The organism is Streptosporangium sp. NBC_01639, from assembly GCF_045209755.1.
Lineage (GTDB): Bacteria > Actinomycetota > Actinomycetes > Streptosporangiales > Streptosporangiaceae > Streptosporangium.
Genome location: NZ_CP109272.1, coordinates 6,280,136 through 6,300,886 on the forward strand (window position 1 = coordinate 6,280,136; position 20,751 = coordinate 6,300,886).

Annotated in this window: 24 protein-coding genes and 2 tRNA genes; 19 read left to right on the forward strand and 7 right to left on the reverse strand. The window is 69.4% G+C overall.

What is annotated here, in order from left to right:
• The first annotated feature begins 199 nt into the window (after nucleotides 1–199).
• The 6 genes from OHA77_RS28735 to OHA77_RS28760 all read left to right on the forward strand — a co-directional run bounded on the left by OHA77_RS28735 (nucleotide 200) and on the right by OHA77_RS28760 (nucleotide 3,574).
• Nucleotides 200–273: transfer RNA gene (locus OHA77_RS28735), tRNA-Lys, on the forward strand.
• A 213-nt stretch (nucleotides 274–486) separates the two neighbouring features.
• Nucleotides 487–852, forward strand: a complete 366-nt coding sequence (locus OHA77_RS28740) for a hypothetical protein (RefSeq protein ID WP_406312520.1) — start codon at nucleotides 487–489, stop codon at nucleotides 850–852.
• A gap of 293 nt (nucleotides 853–1,145) precedes the next feature.
• A complete protein-coding gene (locus OHA77_RS28745; RefSeq protein ID WP_406312521.1) occupies nucleotides 1,146–2,012 on the forward strand; it encodes a lytic polysaccharide monooxygenase in 867 nt (288 codons plus the stop codon).
• An 85-nt stretch (nucleotides 2,013–2,097) separates the two neighbouring features.
• Entirely contained in the window at nucleotides 2,098–2,700 is a 603-nt protein-coding gene (locus OHA77_RS28750) for a DUF305 domain-containing protein (RefSeq protein WP_406312522.1), read from the forward strand.
• Nucleotides 2,701–2,919: 219 nt separating this feature from the next.
• Complete coding sequence (locus OHA77_RS28755) at nucleotides 2,920–3,183, forward strand: DUF6458 family protein (protein ID WP_326825073.1); 264 nt, start codon at nucleotides 2,920–2,922, stop codon at nucleotides 3,181–3,183.
• A 139-nt stretch (nucleotides 3,184–3,322) separates the two neighbouring features.
• Nucleotides 3,323–3,574, forward strand: a complete 252-nt coding sequence (locus tag OHA77_RS28760; RefSeq protein WP_326825072.1) for a DUF4235 domain-containing protein — start codon at nucleotides 3,323–3,325, stop codon at nucleotides 3,572–3,574.
• A 75-nt stretch (nucleotides 3,575–3,649) separates the two neighbouring features.
• Here OHA77_RS28760 and OHA77_RS28765 read toward each other — a convergent pair whose 3' ends face one another.
• A complete protein-coding gene (locus tag OHA77_RS28765) occupies nucleotides 3,650–4,870 on the reverse strand; it encodes a glycosyltransferase (protein ID WP_406312523.1) in 1,221 nt (406 codons plus the stop codon).
• Between the two features lie 149 nt (nucleotides 4,871–5,019).
• On the opposite strand from OHA77_RS28765, the gene OHA77_RS28770 reads away from it, so the two are divergent.
• Nucleotides 5,020–5,265 (forward strand): BON domain-containing protein, encoded by a 246-nt coding sequence (locus OHA77_RS28770; protein WP_406312524.1) that lies wholly within the window; start codon nucleotides 5,020–5,022, stop codon nucleotides 5,263–5,265.
• A complete protein-coding gene (locus OHA77_RS28775; RefSeq protein ID WP_326825069.1) occupies nucleotides 5,262–5,975 on the forward strand; it encodes a metallophosphoesterase in 714 nt (237 codons plus the stop codon). Before OHA77_RS28770 ends, OHA77_RS28775 begins: the two co-directional genes overlap by 4 nt.
• 405 nt (nucleotides 5,976–6,380) lie before the next feature.
• Here the strand turns inward: OHA77_RS28775 and OHA77_RS28780 are convergent, their stop codons facing one another.
• Both OHA77_RS28780 and OHA77_RS28785 read right to left on the reverse strand, forming a co-directional pair.
• Entirely contained in the window at nucleotides 6,381–6,530 is a 150-nt protein-coding gene (locus OHA77_RS28780) for a GPGG-motif small membrane protein (protein WP_175593845.1), read from the reverse strand.
• Between the two features lie 22 nt (nucleotides 6,531–6,552).
• Nucleotides 6,553–7,116: a DUF6328 family protein gene (locus OHA77_RS28785; protein WP_406312525.1), complete on the reverse strand. Its 564-nt coding sequence runs from the start codon at nucleotides 7,114–7,116 to the stop codon at nucleotides 6,553–6,555.
• A 108-nt stretch (nucleotides 7,117–7,224) separates the two neighbouring features.
• Here OHA77_RS28785 and OHA77_RS28790 point away from each other — a divergent pair, with 108 nt between their 5' ends.
• Nucleotides 7,225–7,821 (forward strand): nucleotidyltransferase family protein, encoded by a 597-nt coding sequence (locus OHA77_RS28790; protein WP_406312526.1) that lies wholly within the window; start codon nucleotides 7,225–7,227, stop codon nucleotides 7,819–7,821.
• Nucleotides 7,822–8,220: 399 nt separating this feature from the next.
• Here the strand turns inward: OHA77_RS28790 and OHA77_RS28795 are convergent, their stop codons facing one another.
• Entirely contained in the window at nucleotides 8,221–8,595 is a 375-nt protein-coding gene (locus tag OHA77_RS28795; protein ID WP_326825066.1) for a PRC-barrel domain-containing protein, read from the reverse strand.
• 331 nt (nucleotides 8,596–8,926) lie between these two features.
• On the opposite strand from OHA77_RS28795, the gene OHA77_RS28800 reads away from it, so the two are divergent.
• A tRNA-Lys gene (locus OHA77_RS28800) sits at nucleotides 8,927–9,000 on the forward strand.
• Between the two features lie 548 nt (nucleotides 9,001–9,548).
• Here OHA77_RS28800 and OHA77_RS28805 read toward each other — a convergent pair.
• Nucleotides 9,549–10,274 carry an alpha/beta fold hydrolase gene (locus OHA77_RS28805; protein WP_406312527.1) on the reverse strand — a complete coding sequence of 242 codons (726 nt, stop codon included), beginning with the start codon at nucleotides 10,272–10,274 and terminating at the stop codon, nucleotides 9,549–9,551.
• A 161-nt stretch (nucleotides 10,275–10,435) separates the two neighbouring features.
• Between OHA77_RS28805 and OHA77_RS28810 the strand changes: the two genes are divergently transcribed.
• From OHA77_RS28810 to OHA77_RS28825, 4 genes are all read left to right on the forward strand, one after another.
• Entirely contained in the window at nucleotides 10,436–11,257 is an 822-nt protein-coding gene (locus OHA77_RS28810; protein WP_406312528.1) for a helix-turn-helix domain-containing protein, read from the forward strand.
• A 590-nt stretch (nucleotides 11,258–11,847) separates the two neighbouring features.
• Complete coding sequence (locus OHA77_RS28815; RefSeq protein ID WP_406312529.1) at nucleotides 11,848–12,669, forward strand: CPBP family intramembrane glutamic endopeptidase; 822 nt, start codon at nucleotides 11,848–11,850, stop codon at nucleotides 12,667–12,669.
• Nucleotides 12,666–13,823, forward strand: coding sequence for a sensor histidine kinase (locus tag OHA77_RS28820; RefSeq protein WP_406312530.1), 1,158 nt, complete (start codon nucleotides 12,666–12,668; stop codon nucleotides 13,821–13,823). The genes OHA77_RS28815 and OHA77_RS28820 overlap by 4 nt, the downstream gene beginning before the upstream one ends.
• The gene (locus OHA77_RS28825) at nucleotides 13,820–14,479 is read left to right on the forward strand and encodes a response regulator transcription factor (protein WP_326825053.1); all 660 of its coding nucleotides are present in this window, start codon (nucleotides 13,820–13,822) and stop codon (nucleotides 14,477–14,479) included. Before OHA77_RS28820 ends, OHA77_RS28825 begins: the two co-directional genes overlap by 4 nt.
• Nucleotides 14,480–14,563: 84 nt before the next feature.
• Here the strand turns inward: OHA77_RS28825 and OHA77_RS28830 are convergent, their stop codons facing one another.
• Nucleotides 14,564–15,697, reverse strand: a complete 1,134-nt coding sequence (locus OHA77_RS28830; protein WP_406312531.1) for an FAD-dependent oxidoreductase — start codon at nucleotides 15,695–15,697, stop codon at nucleotides 14,564–14,566.
• Nucleotides 15,698–15,898: 201 nt separating this feature from the next.
• On the opposite strand from OHA77_RS28830, the gene OHA77_RS28835 reads away from it, so the two are divergent.
• Nucleotides 15,899–16,525: a TetR/AcrR family transcriptional regulator gene (locus OHA77_RS28835; protein WP_406312532.1), complete on the forward strand. Its 627-nt coding sequence runs from the start codon at nucleotides 15,899–15,901 to the stop codon at nucleotides 16,523–16,525.
• Between the two features lie 90 nt (nucleotides 16,526–16,615).
• Here the strand turns inward: OHA77_RS28835 and OHA77_RS28840 are convergent, their stop codons facing one another.
• Nucleotides 16,616–17,068, reverse strand: coding sequence for a MarR family winged helix-turn-helix transcriptional regulator (locus tag OHA77_RS28840; RefSeq protein WP_406312533.1), 453 nt, complete (start codon nucleotides 17,066–17,068; stop codon nucleotides 16,616–16,618).
• A gap of 164 nt (nucleotides 17,069–17,232) precedes the next feature.
• Here OHA77_RS28840 and OHA77_RS28845 point away from each other — a divergent pair, with 164 nt between their 5' ends.
• The 4 genes from OHA77_RS28845 to OHA77_RS28860 all read left to right on the forward strand — a co-directional run bounded on the left by OHA77_RS28845 (nucleotide 17,233) and on the right by OHA77_RS28860 (nucleotide 20,729).
• The gene (locus OHA77_RS28845) at nucleotides 17,233–18,159 is read left to right on the forward strand and encodes a zinc-binding alcohol dehydrogenase family protein (RefSeq protein WP_406312535.1); all 927 of its coding nucleotides are present in this window, start codon (nucleotides 17,233–17,235) and stop codon (nucleotides 18,157–18,159) included.
• A gap of 8 nt (nucleotides 18,160–18,167) precedes the next feature.
• The gene (locus OHA77_RS28850) at nucleotides 18,168–19,388 is read left to right on the forward strand and encodes an FAD-dependent monooxygenase (protein ID WP_406312536.1); all 1,221 of its coding nucleotides are present in this window, start codon (nucleotides 18,168–18,170) and stop codon (nucleotides 19,386–19,388) included.
• 288 nt (nucleotides 19,389–19,676) lie between these two features.
• Nucleotides 19,677–20,117, forward strand: coding sequence for a VOC family protein (locus tag OHA77_RS28855; protein WP_326825047.1), 441 nt, complete (start codon nucleotides 19,677–19,679; stop codon nucleotides 20,115–20,117).
• Between the two features lie 171 nt (nucleotides 20,118–20,288).
• Nucleotides 20,289–20,729 carry a GNAT family N-acetyltransferase gene (locus OHA77_RS28860; protein ID WP_406312538.1) on the forward strand — a complete coding sequence of 147 codons (441 nt, stop codon included), beginning with the start codon at nucleotides 20,289–20,291 and terminating at the stop codon, nucleotides 20,727–20,729.
• Nucleotides 20,730–20,751: the final 22 nt, after the last annotated feature.

Here is a 20,751-nt window from a genome sequence, read left to right on the forward strand (position 1 = left end):
CGGGCCCCCGTTGGGACGCAGGCCCCGCCGTACCCGCCGGCGCGGCGGCGCCGTTCCCGATGTGCGTGGAGATCTTCCGAAGAACCGCCCGGTCCCGCGTCCGGTCCGGAAGATCCGGAAGGCCGTCTCCGGGAGCCGCCGGGCAACCGTCTGAGGTGCGCCGCCGCCGGGGCTGCTGCTAGAGTTATCTCCGTTGCAAGCGCCGCTAGCTCAGTTGGTTAGAGCAGCTGACTCTTAATCAGCGGGTCCGGGGTTCGAGTCCCTGGCGGCGCACCGTGATTCACAACGACTGCGGGCGCCTCCACCGATGGTGGAGGCGCCCGCAGTCGTTTCCGACCCTCGACGGTGGCTCGGTCGGCTCGGTGTCCATCGTCCGGGACTGCTTCGGGCTCCGAGGTTTGACCACGATAAGTAGGTGGTACGAGCACAAAAAGTGACATTTCCCCTGTAAAGTCCGTTCTAGGGGGCCGTATGGCGGGGGGAGCCATGGTGAGAAAACTCATGTATGCGGCGGTGCTGGCCGTGATCGCCGTTCTGGGAATCGTCGTCATGGGGGTGTCGGCACAGGCGTCGGACAGGCAGACGCCGGTGGACCGGGACCAGTACCGGGCTCTGATCAACCAGTGCAGGTACGCCGACTCGGCGCGGTTGCGCAGCGAGTGCCGGGCCGCGGTCAGGAATACCTACCGCGTCGGGGAGGGGGACTCCGCCCTGGACTGCCGGACGTATTCCGGGGTCACGGTCTGCGGGGAGCTGACGCTCAGCAAGCGGGAGGCCGCGTGCGTCCAGCACTCGGTGAAGGAGGGGCTGACGCGGCGCCGGTCCGAAGTCGAGTGCTACGTGTTCTACTGACCTCGCCGCGGGGTGCCCGCCTCCGCCGGGGTGACCTGGCTCCATCGCGGGAACGGTGCGGGGCCGGGAGCGGGGTCGGTGCCGCCGTGTCGCCGGCTGTACGGCGAGAGCCTCGCAGGCTCCGGCCGACGGCGGTTGATGATCATTTGCGGCTGAATGCGGGTTTCTTCTGGTGATGCGCTGTGAGGTATGGCATTGGAGGCCTAATTCTTAGTAAGGTTTCTTATTAATAACGTGCTATCCGTCGGCCGTTGGACATGTCCCTCCCTCCACCCCCTGCAGGAGGAGTCCGCGTGCACCTACGACAGAAGGTGGCCACCGCCGCCGCCGCGCTCACCGTCGGTTCCCTGCTCGCCCTGCTGCCGTCCGCGCCGGCAGCCGCCCATGGAACCATGTCGAACCCCCCCAGTCGTGCCTACGTCTGCAAGACGGAAGGCCCGGAGAACCCCTCCTCGGCGGCGTGCAAGGCGGCCGTCGCAGCCGGCGGCACCCAGGCGTTCTACGACTGGAACGAGGTCTCCCGGCTTGAGGCGGGCGGCAACCACCGCGCGATCATCCCCGACGGCAAGCTGTGCAGCGCCGGGCGCGACAAGTATCGGGGCCTCGACCTCACCAGGGCCGACTGGCCCGCCACACGTGTCTCCCCGGGGCCGCTGACGATCACCTATCACGCGACCGCACCCCACTCGAACAGCAACTTCGAGTTCTACATCACCAAGCAGAGCTGGAATCCGACCCAGCCGCTGCGCTGGTCGGACCTGGAACCCATCAAGACGTTCAACAACCAGAACCCCACGACGTTCACCAACTGGACGATCAACATCCCGCAGCGCAGCGGCCGCCAGCTCATCTACTCCATCTGGCAGCGCGTGGTCGGCAGCACCGAGGCCTTCTACACCTGCTCCGACGTGGACTTCGGCGGCACCACCACCCCGACCCCGACCCCGACCCCCACGCCCACCCCGACTCCCACGCCGACCGCCACGCCGACCCCGACTTCCACACCGACCCAGCCGGGTGGCAGCTGGACCGCGGGCACCGTCTACGCGGCGGGCGCACGTGTGACCTACGGCGGTCTGACCTACCAGTGCCTGCAGCCGCACACCGCGCTGCCGGGCTGGGAGCCGCCGAACGTCCCCGCACTCTGGCAGCGCGTCTGATCCCGGTGCGACCGGGGCGGCCGTTGCCGTCCCGGTCGCACCATCCTCGGAAAGTCCCGGTCGCACCATCCTCGGAAAGGAGTCCATGGTGAAGCGCGCCGCCCTGGTCGTGCTGGGAGTCCTCCTCCTCTCCGGCTGCGGGGCCCACAGCATCCAGGAGCTCCACGGTGCCGGGCCCGGAGCGCACGGTGCCGGGCACGCCGCGCCTGCGGTGCCCGGCGCGGGCGCGGACTTCAACCCCGCCGACGTGATGTTCCTGCAGATGATGGCGGCCCACAACGGCCAGGGCGTGGAGCTGGTACGGCTGGTGTCGGACCGGCCCGCCCGTCCGGAGGTCCGGACGCTGGCCGCGGCGATCGCAACGACCCAGGAGGCGGAGACCACGTCGATGACCGACCGGCTGATCGGCTGGGGGCGGCCCGTCACCGCGGAGGCCGGCGAGCACGCCGCCCACGGGGGCATGCCGGGGCTGAGCGAGGTGGAGATCGCCGCGGTCGCGGACGCCGTCCCGGCCGACTTCGAGACCGCGTTTCTCAACATGCTGATCGCCCAGCAGGACGACGCCGTCCAGATGGCCAGAGCGGAGACGGCCGACGGGCGAAACCCCGAGGTCAAGGCGCTGGCAGCGCGGATCGAGGCCTCACGTGCGGCGCAGATCGAGCAGATGCTGGCGCTGCTGGGCCAGTGACCGGCCGGCCAGGACGGACACGGGGCAGCGGTCCGGTCCGCCCGCCGGTGACCGTCCCTGGCGGTCGGCGGGAAAAGACCTCTCGCCGGACGTTTCCCTCTGTGGTGACGGCGCTGTGGCGACGGTCAGGGGCCGCGCCGTACGGTCGCTGCCCGGTTCGACGTTTGAGATCCGTGTGGGGGATAGGGAAGGGGGGTTGGCTCGAAGGAGGGAACCCCCATGACCATCGCAGGTGGAATTGTTCTCATCATGCTCGGCGCCATTCTTACCTGGGCGGTCGAGTTCGACATCGCCGGGTTCGATATCAACATCGTCGGCGTCATCCTGATGCTCGGCGGTCTTGTGTGGCTGGTGTTCGCGATCTACCGGATCAGCATCGCCCGCCGGGCCGTGGCACCCACCACGACCACCGTGGTCGAGGACCCGGTCACCCACCGCCGTGTCTACGAGGAGCGTGGCTACAACGACCCGCCGGTCGTCTGACCCGGGTCGCCGTCCGGCGCCCGGCGCCGGAGCCGTGAAAGGCCCTGCCCATCCGCCCTGATCAGGCCGCATCGGTTAACGCCTGATCGTGTCGGGTAGGTGGGGTCTTTCAGTCACCATGTGAACGGAGGACGGGACGTTGAGCAGGGCCGTATCCCGAGGGACGAGCGCCGTAAGCGGAATGCTCGGCGGTGTCATCGCCGGAGCCATCTTCAAGCAGGTCTGGAAGCTCGCGTCGGGCAAGGACGACGCGCCCCAGGCGAACTCCGACGAGTATGGCTGGAAGGAGATCCTGGTCGCGTCGGCCATCCAAGGAGCGATCTTCGGCGTGGTCAGGGCCGCGATCGACAGGTCCGCGGCACGGAGCATCCACAGAGCCACCGGCAAGTGATCCGGCGGCAGGAACCCCCGCCCCGATGCGTTCGAAGGGGCGGGGGTTCCTCATGTCCGCAGGGAGCCGATCGCCTCAGGCGGCGTCCGTACCCGGGCAGGCGCGGGTCAGGCCGGATGACCGGCCGCGAGAGGTGAGCACGTCCGTGTAGACGGCGAGGGTCCGGGCGGCGACCCGGTCCCAGGTGTAGCGGGATCTCGCCCGCTCCGCGGCGGCGAGGCCGTACGAGGTGAGCAGGGCCGGGTCGGCGAGCAGCCCGCGCAGGGCGCGGCCGAGGACCGCCGCCTTGCGCGGGGGGACCAGCAGGCCGGTGCGGCCGGGGACGACCGTGTCCAGGTGGCCGCCGACCGCCGAGGCGACCACCGGAACGCCGCAGGCCATGGCCTCCAGCGGCACGATGCCGAACGGTTCGTACCACGGCACGCTGACCACGAGGTCCGCCGAGCGCATCAGCGTCGGGACGTCCTCCCTGGCCACCCTGCCGAGGAACCGGACACGGTCCGCGACGCCGTACATTCCGGCGATCCGCGCCAGCCGGGCCGGCTCCGGCTCACCCGGGGAGCCGCCCGCGATCACGAGGGTGGCCTCCGGCACGTGGCGCAGGGCCCGGATCGTGGTCTCCACACCCTTGCGCGGGACCGCCCGGCCGATGGCGAGCAGGATCGGCCCGGGGCCGAGGTCCAGTTTCGGACCGGCCGGGGTGAAGGCGTCCGGGTCGACGCCGCAGGGGACGATGCTCACGGAGTTGCCGGGCATCCGCATCCGGCCCAGCTCGGCCACCTCGTCGGCGCAGGTCGCGATGACCATGTCCGCCTGGCGGGCGACGAGTGCCTCGGTCTCGACGCGCTCGCGCGGGCTGGTGTCGGCCTGCCCCTGGTGACGGCGCTTGACCATGCCCAGGGCGTGGAAGGTGTGCGCCATCGGCACCGCGGTGTCCCGGGTGGCGGCCAGGGTGGCCAGGCCGCTCATCCAGAAGTGGCTGTGCGCGATGTCGGGCGGGTCGGCGTGCCAGCGCTGTGCGAGCCACCGGCTGAAGTCCGGGATCCAGGGGAGCAGGTCGTCCTTGGCCATCGTCACCGCGGGACCGGCCGGGACGTGGGACACGGTCACCCCGGGGGCGAAGGGGACCTCGTCCGGCTGACCGGGGTCCTCCCTGCGGGTGTAGACGGTCACCTCGTGTCCCCGCGCGGCGAGTGCACGGGAGAGGGCGGCGACGTGGACGTTCTGTCCGCCGGCGTCGGCGCCGCCGACGGTCGCCAGGGGGCTGGCGTGTTCGGACACCATAGCGATCTTCATAAGGCACGGCTCCGTGACGTGACATGCGACAACACCGTGCCTGCGTCTTAGGCATCCAATGCAGTCTTCTTCCCTCAGGAGACGCTTTAAACGCGTTTGACCTCGGGTTTCTCGGGAACGCGACCGTTTTGAGCGAGAGGAGTTCGACGATGGAGGCTCCGCAGTACGTCGCCGCGCGCGTGCAACGCGCGCTGGCCGAGGACGAGAGGACCAACGAACTCGGCATCCGGGTGGACGTCCGGGGTGAGCAGCTCTTCCTGCGTGGTCAGGTGCCCGGCGACGAGCGCCGTGCGCTGATCGCTGACGTGGCGAGTGAAGCCGCTCCCGGCCTGACGGTCCGCAACGAGATCACCGTCATGGAGGTCAGGGGCCCCGGAAGGGAGGAGAAGCTGTGAGAGAGCTGCGGATAGCGGCGGTCGGAGACGTTCACCTGGACGAGAGCCTCAGGGGACGCTACCGCGAACAGCTGGACGGCATCGATGAGCACGCGGACGTGCTGCTGCTGGCCGGAGACCTGACCCGGCACGGCACCCTTGAGGAGGGACGGGTGGTGGCGGACGAGTTCCGCGGCCTGCCGATCCCGGTGGTCGCCGTGCTCGGCAACCACGACCACCACTCCGACCTGCCCGCGGAGATCGCGGCCCTGCTGTCCGACGCCGGGATCACGGTCCTGCACGACGACGCGACCGTGCTCGACATCGACGGAGTACGGCTCGGCGTGGTCGGGGGCAAGGGCTTCGGCGGAGGGTATGCGGGCAAGTGCGCCAGCGACTTCGGTGAACCTGAGATCAAGGCGTTCATCGGGCACACCAAGCGGATCGCCGATCGCTGGCGGGTGGCGCTCAAGGAGCTCCAGGCCGACCGGCGGGTCGTGCTGTCGCACTACTCACCGGTCAAGGACACCCTGCACGGGGAGCCGCTGGAGATCTATCCCTTCCTGGGCAGCTACCTGCTGGCCGAGGCGGTGGACGCGGAGGGGGCCGATCTGATCATCCACGGCCACGCGCACGCGGGGACGGAGAAGGGCGTGACACCCGGGGGCATCAGGGTGCGCAACGCGGCGTTGCCGGTGCTGGGACGGGCATACGGGGTCTACTGCCTTTAGGGCGGGTCGGGCCCGGCCGGGTCGGACCGGCCGGGTCGGTTCAGGCCGGGTCGGGCCGGGTCGGTTCAGGCCGGGTCGGGCCGGGCCGGGTCAGGCTGAGTCAGGTCGGGCCGGGCCGGGTCGGATCGGGTCAGGCCGGTCAGAAGGTCGGGTCAGCCGGTCCCGGCACCGGCACCGGCACCGGCACCGGCACCGGCACCGGCACCGGCACCGGCACCGGCGTATGGATGTCGGAGGGACGTCGTCTGGAAACCGACCCGTGAGAACACACGAACACAGAGGCGTGCGGACAACGAAGAAGCGGGCCGGGGAGACCCGGCCCGCTGAGGCTTCTGGTGATGATTCGGGGCGACTTGAAATGCGATGTGAATTCTGACGGTGCTTTCCGCGGGGCATCAGCCCGCGTCAGACATTGAAGATGCTCACACCCCCGGGGCCGACGAGGAAACCGAGGACGATCAGGACGATCCCCCAGAGGAGGTCGCGGCGGGCCAGGATGACGTAAATCCCGGCGATGACGAGAACGACTGCGATGATCCAAAGCAAAGTAGCCATGAGTAGCCCCTGCCCTCACAATTCAAGACTTAACATCCTTGGTCTTATATAGATCGACAATGGGTTGCAGGATCCAGAGCCACCCGCTGGCCAGCGCAATCACCCCGCCGAAGATCGCGGCCGGCCACGCGTTGATGACCGTCTCCGCGACGAGTGCCACCGAGCTGGTCATCGCGATCGCGAGCCCGACGGCCCCGGCGACGCCGAGTTCGTTGGCGCGGTGCAGCATCTTCTCCTTCAGCCCGGTCCGGAACAGCAGGCGGTGCTGAGCGGCGGGGGTGATGAAGCAGACGGAGGCCAGCGCGGCACTCAGCAGCGCGACGAAGAAGAGCCAGCGACCGAGGGAGTCCACCTTGTGGAAGCCGGCCGCGAACGGCAGTGTCAGCAGGAAGGCGAAAAGGACCTGAACGCCGGTGACGGCGACCCGCAACCCCTGAAGTAGCTCGCCGAGCTCACGGTCCACCCGTTCCTTGTGGCTCTCGCCGGGCTCCGCTTCCTCCCTGAGGTCGCTCGCGCCGGACTGGTCCGGTACTCCGTCAGGTGGGGACTCATCGGGCACCTCCAGCTCCCCCTCATTTCGAGGCACGGCTGACTCCGGTTGTTTTTGCACCTTTTTGGGCTGAATCATGAGCCCCAATTACCCGGGGCCTGGGCTGCTATGCCTACCTGGGAATCTGGAGGGTAAGCGAGGTTCATGGGAAGCCACAGCCATGAGGTAACCGACGCGATCCTGGAAACGCTGAAGCGGGCGAGTAGCGGGCTGAAGGACGCGGACGTCAGGTTCGCGCTCGCCGGCGGCTGCGCCGCATACGCGCGCGGTGCGGCGCCGTCGCTGCACGACGTGGACTTCGTCCTCCCGCAGGAGGACGTGCCAACCGCCCTTGCGGCACTACGCGAACTCGGCTTCCAAACGGCCAAGCCTCCGGAGGACTGGCTGGTCAAGGCCTACGACGAAGGCAGGCTGGTGGACCTGATCTTCTCCATCTGCGACCACCCCGTCACGCCGGCGTTGCTGGACCGGGCCGAGCCGATGAAGGCCTCCGCCGTGATCCTGCCCGTTCTGGAGGCCACCGACCTGGTCATCTCGTGGCTGCTGCCGCTCTCGGAGCACAGCTGCGACTACGGCTCGCTGCTGCCCCAGGTGCGGGCGCTGCGCGAGCAGGTCGACTGGGAACGGGTCGCCGCGGTCGTGCAGGATTCGCCGTACGCGTTCACCTTCCTGACCCTGCTGGAGCGCCTTGAAGTGATCCCCGGCCCGGTCAAACCGGTGGGCGATCCGTCCTGGCCCTGAGCGTCGCGGGCCCGGATCTTCCACCGATCCGTGCTTGCCTGAACGTCGCGGGCCTGTATTTTCCACCGGTTGCGCGGGCCGGCTCACCGCCAGGGCGAAAACCCCTGGCGGTGAGCCGTTCGCCGTACGGCGGGATCAACGGCATGCCGGAAGGTCCGGGCCCGCGACGTTCGCGGTGCGGGGACGTAGCGGGAGGATCATCGATCGGCGCCGGCTTCCGGGGAAGGGGAAGGGCCGGTCGGGCGCGGAGGCGCGGAGGCGCGGAGGCGCGGAGGCGCGGACAAGGAGAGCTGTATTCAGGGACCGCATACAAGCCCAAGGGCCGCGTACGAGTGCAGGGACCGTACACAAGGAGAAGGGCCCCGCCGAGGCGGGGCCCTTCCTACTCACCGCGCGAGGTCAGTATGCGGCGCCAGGACCGCCGCCGAGGGGGAAGCGGTTGTAGTAGTCGCCAACGGTGTCGCGGTAGGCAGGCTCCTTGAAGGTGGCCTCGTCGAACTCCGGAGCGTGCTTGATCTCGTCCTTGGTGCGCGCGACGTAGACCTTGCGCTCCTGCGGGTCGATCCGGGTCACCGTGCTCGCCGGCAGCATGACCTTCTTACCGAAGATCCAGGGGCCGGTGTCGACCACGATGTAGCTCTCACCCACGTCGTAGGTCGCCTCGTCGACGGAACCGATCTTTCCGTCGGTGGCTTCGACGTGGTAGCCCGCGATGTCGAGGCTCGTGTTGGTGTTGTGGACATCCGTTCGATAGGTCCAGAGCTCTGACGACATGATTCGTATCTCCCTTTGGGTTGATTCTCCGGGCTCACTCCTCGTACCCGAGACAGCGGGCCTAAACGGGATGCGCCTATCCGCAGGGGATTCGCGCCGCGACCTGTGCCCGTCGGGGGGTGACCGATCAAGGGGCGTCCGGCGGGCCCGGACCGTCCGGTACGGCCCCGCCTCTCCTGGTCATGGAGCCGTCGCCGGTGGCGGCCGTCCGGCATCGGGGCCCGCTACACCGGTGACGCACCGGCCACAGCGCCCTTGCCGTGAAGTTATCCGCATATGTCGTCTCATGGACGGACCACGGGCCCGGATCCGGTAGTGTTGTCGAGGTCAAGCGCCGCTAGCTCAGTTGGTTAGAGCAGCTGACTCTTAATCAGCGGGTCCGGGGTTCGAGTCCCTGGCGGCGCACACCACTGCGACCAGCGCATCCACGATTTCCGTGGGTGCGCTGGTCGCGTTTCGGACGTTTTATTTTGTGCCGGTTCGTTCCCGATGCTGACTTCATGGCTGCTCGAATGCTGTCGTAGCGCCGGAACGATCATCCGGCCGGGAGCCACCTTCATCCCGCGGCACGAATGGTTGTCGCCCCCTGAGGAGATTGACAGCTATTACCGGATGCTCACCAGAATCCTCGAAGGGCGCGACAACGGCTGGGCCTTCGGGAACTGGTGGCATCCCAGTGGATTCCCTTCGCCGCCGACGGCATGGGCGCCGTGCCCCGTATGTCCGCCGAGGACGTCTGGCCGTGGCCGTGGCCGGGCTGCTGACCGCTGCCGCCGCGGGCATGTGGTGCCTTCTCCCGAACCATCACGCTCGGCCGGTCAGACCGAGATCAGCTCCACCGGAGATCAGACACTTCCGGGCCTCGCTGGACCGGAAGCGTAGCCGTCACTTCGGTGGCCCGCTACCGAGCCGCGGGGCTGCCGGGAGCAGCCCCGCGCGCTCAGGTGGGCGGGTCAGCCGAGCTTGAGCAGCAGCTCGGTGAGCTCGGCCGGCATGGTGATCATGCAGTCGTGGCCCGTCTCCAGTTCCCACACCTGTGCCGGGCTGCCGTTGGGCTGTACCGCTGGGACGGGCCGCCGCTCGATGCCCTCCGGTACGCCTGCGACGCAGTGAATGTGCGTCTGCGGAATCGTGCGTACGGCGGGGTTGTCGAGCCGGACCGGTTGCGTGAGGCAGAGCACCGGCTGATCCGACAACATCGCCCGCAGCCACGCCACGTCCGCCGGGTCGGTGACCCCGAACAGGCCCAGGGGCGGCGGCAACTCGGGCATCGGAGGGATCCGCCAGCCGATCTCGGACTCCGCGGCGTGGTCGATGAGGGCCTGGGTCACGGGATGGACATCCACCGCGCTCTCGCCGTCCTCCGGGACCATCGCGTCGAGATAGACCAGATGGGCGATCCGATCCGGGATTCGGTTGGCGGCGGACGAGATGACCAGCCCGGCGTAGCTGTGGCCCACCAGGATCACGTCGGTGAGGTCCTCCTCGGTGATCAGCCTGACGATGTCGTCGACATGCGTGTCCAGCCCTACCTCGGGGCCGAGCAGATGCGCCTTGTCGCCGAAGCCGGTCAGCGACGGCGCGACCACCCGATGCCCGGCCGATGCCAGCGACGGGACCACCCGCTCCCAGCTTTGCCCGCTGTGCCAGGCCCCGTGTACCAGCAAATATGTTGACATGGTGTAGCTCCTTGCTCGCGGAAGGGAACCACCGACCGATTTCGCCGATGTTCGTCCTGGAAGTGAGGTTTCCGCTCACCCGCTGACGGAGCCAGAGCCCCCGCGCTCCTGGGGGTGACAGGACCAGGCACGCACGAAGGTGCGCGGATTACAGTGGGGACATGAGCGGCGAATTCAACCTTCTGGGCGATTACGTACGCGCCCGCCGGGAGCTCGTCACTCCTGCACAGGCCGGCATCCCCTCCGTGGGCGTACGGCGCGTGTCGGGCCTGCGCCGGGAGGAGGTCGCGATGCTCGCCGGCATCAGCGCCGACTACTACCTGCGCCTGGAGCAGGGCCGCGACCGCAACCCCTCCGCGCAGGTCCTCGAGTCCCTCGCCCGCGTGCTGCAGCTCGACGACGACGCAACGGCCTACCTGCTACGCCTCGGGGCGGGAAAACCCCGGCGGCGACGGCGGCGGTCCCGGAAGGAGACCGTCCCTCCGGGCGTCGCCAAGCTCATCGTCACGCTTCCGCTCCCCGCGTACATGGAGGGTCGCTACTTCGACGTCCTCGCCGCCAACGCGCTGGCGACCGCTCTGTCGCCGCGACTCGTGGCGGGGGGCAACCGCCTGCGGGACGTGTTCCTCGACCCCGCCGAGCAGGCCCTCTACCCGGACTGGGAGGACGCCGCGCAGGGCATGGTCGCCGGCTTCCGCGAGTCCGTCGGCACCGACACGGACGACCCCCGATTCATCGAGCTCGTCGGCGAGCTCTCTCTCGCCAGCCCTCACTTCAGCAGGCTCTGGGCCCGCCACGACGTGAACACGTGCGAAGGCACACCCAAGCACATCGACCACCCCCAGGTCGGTGGCCTGTGGCTGAACCGGGAGAGACTGGGCGTCAGCGGCGCGACAGGCCAGACGCTCGTCGTCCTCCACCCGGACCCCGGCACCGACAGTGCTGACAAGCTGGCGCTCCTCGCCTCCGTCATGCGGACATGACCCCGCCCATGCTCAGCCACCCGGCCGGGTGGCCCAGCCTGAGGAGATCGCCGAGGTGCTCTGCTTCCTCGCCTGGCCGCGCTCCAGGTTTCATCACGGGCGCCGTGGTCGCGGCGGACGGCAGGTTCACCGCGATCTAAGCGGCAGACCTGCAACGGATGTCTTGAGCTTGCGGAGCATGAGGTCCTCCCGTGAGGGAGTCGGCGCCGGGATGATGCGCACGGCGGTGTAGCGGTAAAGCAGACGGAGCGCCGTGACTGGGCCGTAACGCTACGGATCGGGCGGGCCGGAATCGTCCCCGCACGATGGACATTCGCCGGTAGCTCGTGCGGGGGACGAGTGCGGTCTGCCGGTGAGGGCCGCGATCACCGCGCTCTGATCGTGCGGTGCGGACGTTGCCGGAGCTGTATGCGATCCACGGCGACGTCGAACGCAGCGGCGTCGTACGACGAATCGCATGCGCGCCTGTCCCCCGTGCGAGCTACCCGCGAATGTCCACCGTGCGGGGACGATTCCAGACCGCCGAATCCCTAGCGTTGCTGGACATAGCGGCGGTGTCCCGTCGCGGAGCCCCCACATAAGGAGCCGTCATGCGGTTGTTGAAACAGTTCGTGCCCGTCGCGGTGGTCGCCTTCGCCGGCAGCACGGTCATGGGCGCGGTGCAGGAAAGCCCGCTCCTCACCCTGCTGCTCGGCGTCGCGACGGCCGTGCTCGCCGTACTCGTGTACGCCCGCGTGGTGCGGTGGTCCGAGCGCCGCACACCGGTGGAGGTGGCAGCGCAAGGCGCCTCCCGTGCCATCGCACGAGGGGCGCTGATCGGGGTCGCGCTGTTCGCGGCCGTCATCGTGAACATCGCTCTCGTGGGCGGCTACCGAGTCGACGGCCTGGGTTCGCCGGCGGGCGCGGCCGGGCTGTTCGGCTTCATGGCCGCCGCCGCGGTGACGGAGGAGCTGCTGTTTCGCGGCATCCTGTTCAGGATCGTCGAAGAACGTACGGGGACGTGGATCGCGCTGACGCTGACCGGCCTGCTGTTCGGCCTGTCGCACCTGTTCAACCCGCATGCCAACCTGTGGGGTGCGATCGCCATCGCGATCGAGGCGGGCGGCATGCTCGCCGCCGCCTACGCCGCCACCCGTACCCTGTGGGTGCCGATCGGCGTGCACTTCGGCTGGAACTTCGCGGCGGCCGGCATCTTCGGCACCGAGGTCTCGGGCAACGGCGCGACGCAGGGTCTGCTGCACGGCGTGACGTCTGGTCCCGCCCTGCTGACGGGCGGCGAGTTCGGGCCGGAAGCGAGCCCGTACGCGGTGGTGTTCGGCCTGCTGCTGATGGTCGGTTTCATGTGGCTGGCCCGCCGGCGCGGCAACGTGGTCCCGTTCCGGCGCGGCGTGACCGCTACGCTCGCCCGATGATCGATCTACGGCGGGTCACGGACCTGTGGCGGCGGTGCGACGTCGTGGTCCGGGACTTACCGTTGGGGCTGCTGCTGGCCGTCGCATCGCTCCTGCCGGCGCTCTATGGCAAGGGGACGCAGGTCGGCGACCTGCCGGTCCGCCCCTTCGACGCGCTGGCGTTCGTGGTGATCGCTTTGGAGTCTCTTCCGCTCACCGTGCGACGGCGGTGGCCGGCCGTGTGTCTGGCTCTGGTGTCGCTCGGCTTCGTCCTCGACCAGCTCCGCGGCTACCACGTGTTCGCGAGCAACGCGATGCCCATCGCGCTCATCAGCGCGGGCGCCCATCTGGAGCGTCACCGGCGCGTCACCGTGGTCCTGCTCTCCATGGCGTACCTGCCGCTGGCACTCACGCTCGGCAGGGTCGGCGCGACCGAGAGGGTGGAGGGTTACGTGGTGTTCTACCTGGCCCTGGCCCTCGCGTGGGGCATCGGGGCCTGGCTGCGCTCCACCCGGGCCGCCGAGGCCGAACGCCGCCGCCACATCGCCGAGGCCACCCGCGCCGCCGAACGCACCCGCATCGCCCGCGAGCTCCACGACGTGGTGACGCACCACGTGACGGCGATGGTCATCCAGGCCGAGGCCGCACGCTACCTGACCGCCGCCCCCGATCGCCTGGACGCGACGCTGAGCGCCGTCACCGACACCGGCCGGCGGGCCATCACCGACCTGCGGCACATGCTCGACCTGCTCAAAGCCGACCACGACTCCGATGTCAGCATGTCCTCCGCCGGTGAGCTCCGCACGCTCGTGGAGCAGACCCGCCAGGCCGGGCAGCCGGTGGAGCTCACCGAGGAGGGCAGCCCGGCGGAATCGGCGGGCAGCGCGGAGTTCGTGACCTATAGGGTCGTCCAGGAAGCCCTGACGAACGCGCTCAAATACGCCCACGGCAGTCGCACCGTGATCGGGGTGCGCTACGGCGAGAAGGAGATCAGCGTGGTGGTGAGCACCGACGGCTCCGGCTCCCGGGCCGCCGCCTCCCCCAGCGGGAGCGGGCGGGGCCTGGCCGGGCTCCGCGAGCGGGTGGACGCCCTGGGCGGCGAGTTCCAGGCCGACCGGCAGGCGGGCGGCGGCTTCGTCGTACGGGCCCGCATCCCCGCGGGGCGCCCGTCGTGAGCGCGTCGGTCCGGGTCCTGGTCTGCGATGACCAGGCGCTGATCCGCACCGGCTTGGCAACGATCATCGATGCGCAGCCCGACCTGGAGGTGGTGGGCGAGTGCGGCGACGGCCGCGCCGCGGTCGACCTGGCCCGCCGGCTGAAGCCGGACATGGTGGTGATGGACGTGCGGATGCCGGTGCTCGACGGTATCGAGGCGACCCGCCTGCTGGCCGGCGCCGGGGTGGCGGACCCCGTCAAGGTGCTCGTGGTGACCACGTTCAATCTGGACGAGTACGTCTACGAGGCGCTGCGCGCCGGGGCGAGCGGCTTCCTGCTCAAGGACGCCCCACCGGCGCAGCTCCTGCACGGCATCCGCACCGTGGCGGCGGGCGCGGCGTTGCTGGCGCCGGAGGTGACGCGGCGGCTCGTCGGCAGGTACGCGGCGCGCATCCGCCCCGCCGAGGGCGCTGCGGAGGACGTCCCGCTGACCCCGCGAGAGCTGGACGTGCTGCGCCTCATCGCCGCTGGCCTATCCAACAGCGAGATCGCCGCAACGCTGGTGATCAGCCAGGAGACCGTCAAGACCTACGTGTCGCGCATCCTGACCAAGCTCGACCTGCGTGACCGCGTGCAGGCGGTGGTCTACGCCTATCGCAAGGGCCTGGTGACCTGACCTTGTTCTTCATCGTCCGGCCCAGTTCGCCGGGGAGGGTTTGCGGTGGAGCGTGCCGGCATCCGACTCCCCTGTGAGGGACGATCAGTGGTCGTCGGCGGTGGCGAAGTCGGGTAGCTCGGTGGACAGCAGCTCTTCGGCGGCGCCGTCGAGGAGCTGGGCCATCTCCGTGGAGCGGGGAAGCATGGTCTTCTCGTAGGCGTGGATGGCTTCGTCGATGGTGTCGTGGTGGGCGATGGCGAGGGCGAGTTCACATGCGTCCAGCATGGCGAGGTTGACGCCGACGCCGAGCGGGGGCATGAGGTGGGCGGCGTCGCCGAGCAGGGTCACCGTGGGGTTGTGCTCCCAGGCATGCGGGACGGGCAGAACGAAGATCGGGCGGTCGACGTAGGAGCCGTCGTTGTCGGTGATCAGCCGGCGCAGGCGGGGAGACCAGTCGCGGTAGCGCTCCAGGAGAAGGGCGCGGATGCTCCCGGTGGACTGGGGGATGAGACCGCCGGCGGTGATCCAGTCGGTTGGGACGCGCTGAATGATGTAGACGCGGATGTGGTCGCCGCTGTTGCGCTGGGCGAACAGGCCGCGGTCGCCGTCGGCTGCGGCGGCGCTGCCTTGGCCGACGAGCTCGGCGATGTCGGGGTGCTGGGTCGCGACGTCGTGGAACCAGGCTTCCAGGAAGCTTACGCCGCTGTAGCGGGGGGTGGCCTGGGAGACGGCATGGCGGACCTTGGACCAGGCGCCGTCGGCGCCGACGACGAGGTCGGCTTCGATGGTGGTGCCGCCGGTGAAGTGCAGCTGCCGGGGGCCTTCGGCGGGGCCGCCGACGGTCTGCAGGGCGTGGCCCCAGCGCACGGTGCCGGGCTGAAGCGAGTTGAGCAGCAGGTCGCGCAGATGGCCGCGGTCGATTTCCGGTTTGAAGCGCTCGCCCTGCTCAGGGACGTGATGGAAGAGGATCGTGCCGGCCGGGTCCATCTGGCGCATCTCCTGGCCCTCGGGCCGGGCCAGTTGGAAGAACTCCTCCAGGAGGCCGGCTTCGCGTAGGGCGATCTGGCCGTTGTCGGCGTGCAGGTCGAGGGTGCCGCCCTGGTCACGGGCGGCGGGGCCGGCTTCGCGGTCGTAGACGGCGGCGGTGATGCCGTGCTGCTGGAGGATGCGAGCGCAGGTCAGGCCGCCGGGGCCGGCTCCGATGATGGCGATGCGGGGTGTCGGAGTGGTGTTCATGGTGGAGCTCCGTTCGGTTCGTGCGGCAGTACGTGGCTGCCGTGCTGAAGGGGGTGCCTGGGTCGTGGGGAGGGCGGGGCCTCGACGAGAAGAGGCGATCAGGCGATGCCTCAAAACCGCCGCACCAGAAAAACACACCAACTCAATAAGTGCAACAAGTCAACTTTTGAAGTCGATTAACCGAAGAGGTAGGGTGCCGGTATGCCCGGCACCACAACCGACACCGCGACAGGTCCCTCTCCCGCGCCGGTGGGGCGCCGCGAGCGCAAGAAGGCCGCCACCCGCCAGGCCATCGCCGACGCCGCGCTGCGCCTGTTCCTGGAGCGGGGATACGACGAGGTCGGCATCCGCGAGATCGCGGACGCCGCCGACGTGTCCACCACCACGCTGTTCAAGCACTTCCCGGTCAAGGAAGCTCTCGTCTTCGACGAGGACTCCGACCAGGAGACCCGCCTGCTCGCCGCCGTCCTCAAGCGGCCCAAAGGCCGGTCCATCCCCGCCGCGCTGCGCGAACACGCGCTGACCACCCGGCTGGCCGCCGCCGACGGCGACGCCGCCTTCACCGCCTTCACCAACCTGGTGGCCGGCACCCCCGCGTTGCGGGACTATGCCCAGAACATGTGGCTGCGCCACGCCGCCGCACTCGCCCAGGCCATCGCCGAGGAGAGCGGTTTCGCCGTGGGCGACCCCATCTGCGCCGCCCTGGCCCACTTCGCCCTCGAAGCCCCCCGTGCGGCCTACGCCCACGACAACCCCCGCGAGGCCATCACTCGGGCCTTCGACCTCCTGGAACACGGCTGGAGCGCGCTCGCCGAGATCAAGGCGTGAGGCAAGTGCCTTGCCGCGGAACGGCGCACGCCTGGGCGCCCCTCGCCACGCTGGGCCGCCCGCCGCAGCGGGCGTGGCCCTGTTCGCCCGTCAGCGCGTGGCCGTCGGCTCCGGTACGGCGTGTGTACGCGACGAGCGGGCCGAGACGACGTCGAGCAGGTTGACGAGCCGGGCGAACTGCTCCGGGTCCAGGCGACCGGTCGCGGGCGCCAGGGCGCGCCGGATGTCGTCCTCCACGCGTTTGGCGAGTTCGAGCCCGGCTGGGGTCATGTACACCTCCACGACCCGGCCGTCATCGGGATTCTTGCCGCGCGTCAGCAGCCCCCGGCGCTCGGCGCGGGCGATGAGGGTGGACATCGTGGACTTGTCCAGGCCGAGGTAGGCGGCCAGTTCGGTGATGCGGGCGCGGCGGTCGCGGAGGATGCCGAGCACCCGTAGCTGGGTGAGCGACAGGTCGTGCTCGCCACCGATGCGGGTCAGTACGCCTGCCACCTCGAAGGTGGTCCGGACGAGGGCGTCCAGGACATCGTCGGTGGTGGTCATGCCGTCATGCTAGTTCGACATGGTTGGAATCGCCAACCATGTCGGAGCGAGGAAGGCCGGAGACGCCTCGCGACCCGATCCCGAGCGCGCCCTGTGTGGTTGACATGGTTGGAACTTCCAACCATTATGGTTGTTGGAAGTTCCAACCATCTTTGGAGGCCACCATGCACGCTGCCGTCATATCAGCGGCCGATGCCCCGCCGGTCTATCGCGACCATCCCGATCCCGCGCCACGCCACGGCGACGAGCTGGTCGTCGAGGTCCTCGCGGCCGGCCTGCACCATCTGACCAGGTCCAAGGCGAACGGCTCGCACTACTCCAGCAATGGGATGTATCCGCTGGTCCCCGGCGTCGACGGCGTCGTACGCGACAAGGAGGGCAACCTCCGCTACGCGGTCCTGGACGACACAGCCCTGGGGACGTTCGCCGACCGCACCCTCATCGACCCCCGCCGCAGCGTGATCCTGCCCGACGACATCGACCCGGTGCGGATCGCCGCCGCGATGAACCCGGCCATGTCGTCCTGGGTCGCGCTGCGCCGGCGCGTCGGCTTCCACGCCGGCCAGCGCGTCCTCGTCCTCGGCGCCACCGGCAACGCCGGACGGATGGCGGTCCAGATCGCCAAGCTGTTCGGCGCCGCCCAGGTCATCGCCGCCGGCCGAGACGCCACCCGCCTGAAGGCGCTGACCGCGCTCGGCGCCGACGAGACGATCACCTTCGATCAGATCGGCCGCGCGGCCGACGTCGACGTGGTCATCGACTACGTGTGGGGTGAACCCACCGCCGGCGCCATGATCCCGCTGCTCACCGCCCGCGCCGACCGCACCGCCCCGCTGGCCTGGATCCAGCTCGGATCCGTCGCCGGCCAGAGCGCGTCGATCCCCTCCGCGGCGCTGCGCTCGGCCCGCCTGCAGATCGTCGGCAGCGGCATCGGCTCGGTCCCCGCCCGGGACTTCCTCGCCGAGCTGCCGGAGCTGGCCTCGGCAGTGGCCGCGGGCGCGATCGACGTACGGGCCCGCGCCATACCCCTCGCCCAGGTCACGCAGGCGTGGACCGCCCAGACCGACGACCGCATCGTTTTCGTCCCCTGAAGGAAATCATGACTTCGTTGAGCAGCGGCAGGAGACGGGCCCTGGTCGTGGGTCTCGGCGTCAGCGGCATCGCCACGGCGATCGGCCTCCAGCGCATCGGCTGGGATCCGGTGATCGTGGAAAGAGCGCCGGGCCGTCGATCGGGTGGTTACTTCGTCATGTTGTTCGGCGCCGGCCAGGCCGCGGCGCGGCGGCTCGGCATTCTCGACGCCCTCCCCGACCGATCGCCGCCCGGCGGCATCACCTACACGGTGGATCGCGCCGGCGTCCGCAAACCCGGCCTGGGGTTGGAGGATCTGCCGGTCTCACCTCGTACGATGCTGCGTGGCGACGTGGAACGGGCCGCCTTCGCCGCGCTCCCGCACGACGTGGAGATCCGCTACGCGACGACCCCCACCCGCATCGAGCAGGACGCCTCCGGCGTCGACGTGACGCTCGAACACGACGGTGGATCCGTGACCGAGCGATTCGACCTCGTCGTGGGCGCCGACGGGTTGCGGTCCACGGTCCGGCGTCTCGTCTTCGGCCCGCACCACAGATATCTGCATCGGCTCGGCTACATGATCGCGGCGACGATGCTGCCGGGCCCGATCGGCGGTCTCCTCCCGCACGAAGGAGCGAGCCTCTTCGAGCCCGGCCGGGCCATGTGGGTCTTTCCGTTCGCCGACCACCCGCCCACCGTGCTCTTCTCGTACCGCACCGACGACATCGACGCCGAGTTCACCGGCCGGCCCGCCGAACAGGTCCGCGCCGCGTACGGACCTCAGCCCATGGGCCGGTTGCTCGGCGAGGCGCTTGACGCGCTCGACACCGCCGGCGAGTTCTTGTTCGACTCAGTGGAGCAATCCCGCATGGACGCCTGGTCGCACGGCCGGGTCGTGCTGGTCGGCGACTCCGCGTGGTGCCCCAGCCTGTACGCGGCCATGGGGATCTCCGCCGCCCTCGCCGGAGCCGACCTGCTCGCCGGCATGCTGCACCGTCACCCCGGCGACATCCGCGGCGCGCTGCACGCCTGGGAGGCACAGCTCCGCCCGCACATGACCTACTACCAGGCCAACGGCGTCGAACAACGGTATTTCTTCACCCCCGGCAACCAGCGGCAGATCGCTCTCCGGCCGGTCATGGCGCGCGGCCTCCGGCTCCCGGTGATCGGCGGTGCCTTGCGCTCCCTGCGAAGCAGCAGCAAGTCCATCCGGGAACGGGAACTGGACATCGCCCGCACCGACTGACACGAGCCGCGCCGGTAGCAGTCCATGGCGGCATGTCCACATGGGCACGTCGGTGGCCGGGCAGGGCGGTGGTCCTGCCCGGCCACCGGCGGCCTCCACCAGGTGCCAGCCAGATGGTCGCCCTCTTCCGTGGCCGTTCCAGCTCACCCGAGGGCATGCGTTCCGCGATCACCGCACTGGCCGGTGCCCTCGAAGAAGATGGTGCGGAGGATGTCGAGAACGGCCTGGCAGCTCCGTCTCAGAATGGATGCGGCCGCCGTGGCCGTACCGCACCAAGGAGAACCCAGCATGACGATCCAGCGGATGGACAACGTCCTCATCGTTGTCGACGACCTTGACGCTGTCATTTCATTCTTCGTCGAACTTGGCATGGAGCTGGAGGGAAAGATGCCGATCGAGGGACGTTGGGTGGAACATGTCATCGGGATCGACGACGTCCGACAGGACGTCGCAATGCTGCGGACCCCGGACGGCCACGGCCGAATCGAACTGGCGATGTTCCACACGCCGAAGGCGATCAGCGCCGAGCCGAAGGACGCACCGGTGAACACGCTGGGCATCCGTCGCATCATGTTCGCCGTCGACGACATCGAGGACGTCGTTGCCCGCCTGCGCACCCACGGCGCCGAACTCGTCGGCGAGCTGGCGCAGTACGAGGACAGCTACCGGCTCTGCTATGTCCGCGGCCCCGAGGGCATCATCGTCGGACTGGCCGAACAGCTCAGCTGAAGGCCGCCGAAGGGACCGTGCGCCCGAAGAACCATCGGGGCGCCCGCGCCCGGGAGGTAGGCCGGACTGCCGGTCGCGTACGCATCCGCGAGTCCCCTGCGGGTGGGCCCTCCACTGAATAGGCTCGGACGCGTCACTCCACGCCGAGAACATCAGGGAACCCCGTAATTGGTGATCATCACGCAGGAGACGTCGTTCGACGAGGACGAGGTGTTTGAGCTCTACGACTCGGTCGGCTGGCACCCTTGGACGCGCGACGTCGCCCGGGTGTGCCGGAGCCTGGCCAACTCGCACCTGGTCATCACCGCCAGGGACGAGTCGGGCAGGCTGCTCGGCCTGGCGCGGACGGTGTCCGACGACGAGATCGTCTGCTATGTGCAGGAGTTGCTGGTCAACGCCCGACACCACGGCGAAGGCATCGGCCGCCGGTTGCTGGAGCACCTCAAGGACCGATACGCGCATTGCCGCTACTTCGTTCTTACCACCGACCACGAATCCACCCCGGAAGGCCCCGCGAACCACGCCTTCTACCGCCGTCTCGACCTGATCGAGCACCACGAGCAGGGCCTGTCCGCCTTCGGCCTGCGGGTGCGCGACCTGCGGAGCCTTTAACCGTTCCTGATCAGTAAGCAGG

Bases quoted from the DNA above. Each gene is read 5' to 3' on its own strand.
- OHA77_RS28740 (WP_406312520.1), top strand. From the start codon at position 487: ATGGTGAGAAAACTCATGTATGCGGCGGTGCTGGCCGTGATCGCCGTT.
- OHA77_RS28750 (WP_406312522.1), top strand. From the start codon at position 2,098: ATGGTGAAGCGCGCCGCCCTGGTCGTGCTGGGAGTCCTCCTCCTCTCC.
- OHA77_RS28755 (WP_326825073.1), top strand. From the start codon at position 2,920: ATGACCATCGCAGGTGGAATTGTTCTCATCATGCTCGGCGCCATTCTT.
- OHA77_RS28765 (WP_406312523.1), bottom strand. From the start codon at position 4,870: ATGAAGATCGCTATGGTGTCCGAACACGCCAGCCCCCTGGCGACCGTC.
- OHA77_RS28770 (WP_406312524.1), top strand. From the start codon at position 5,020: ATGGAGGCTCCGCAGTACGTCGCCGCGCGCGTGCAACGCGCGCTGGCC.
- OHA77_RS28780 (WP_175593845.1), bottom strand. From the start codon at position 6,530: ATGGCTACTTTGCTTTGGATCATCGCAGTCGTTCTCGTCATCGCCGGG.
- OHA77_RS28790 (WP_406312526.1), top strand. From the start codon at position 7,225: ATGGGAAGCCACAGCCATGAGGTAACCGACGCGATCCTGGAAACGCTG.
- OHA77_RS28795 (WP_326825066.1), bottom strand. From the start codon at position 8,595: ATGTCGTCAGAGCTCTGGACCTATCGAACGGATGTCCACAACACCAAC.
- OHA77_RS28805 (WP_406312527.1), bottom strand. From the start codon at position 10,274: ATGTCAACATATTTGCTGGTACACGGGGCCTGGCACAGCGGGCAAAGC.
- OHA77_RS28810 (WP_406312528.1), top strand. From the start codon at position 10,436: ATGAGCGGCGAATTCAACCTTCTGGGCGATTACGTACGCGCCCGCCGG.
- OHA77_RS28815 (WP_406312529.1), top strand. From the start codon at position 11,848: ATGCGGTTGTTGAAACAGTTCGTGCCCGTCGCGGTGGTCGCCTTCGCC.
- OHA77_RS28820 (WP_406312530.1), top strand. From the start codon at position 12,666: ATGATCGATCTACGGCGGGTCACGGACCTGTGGCGGCGGTGCGACGTC.
- OHA77_RS28830 (WP_406312531.1), bottom strand. From the start codon at position 15,697: ATGAACACCACTCCGACACCCCGCATCGCCATCATCGGAGCCGGCCCC.
- OHA77_RS28835 (WP_406312532.1), top strand. From the start codon at position 15,899: ATGCCCGGCACCACAACCGACACCGCGACAGGTCCCTCTCCCGCGCCG.
- OHA77_RS28840 (WP_406312533.1), bottom strand. From the start codon at position 17,068: ATGACCACCACCGACGATGTCCTGGACGCCCTCGTCCGGACCACCTTC.
- OHA77_RS28845 (WP_406312535.1), top strand. From the start codon at position 17,233: ATGCACGCTGCCGTCATATCAGCGGCCGATGCCCCGCCGGTCTATCGC.
- OHA77_RS28850 (WP_406312536.1), top strand. From the start codon at position 18,168: ATGACTTCGTTGAGCAGCGGCAGGAGACGGGCCCTGGTCGTGGGTCTC.
- OHA77_RS28855 (WP_326825047.1), top strand. From the start codon at position 19,677: ATGACGATCCAGCGGATGGACAACGTCCTCATCGTTGTCGACGACCTT.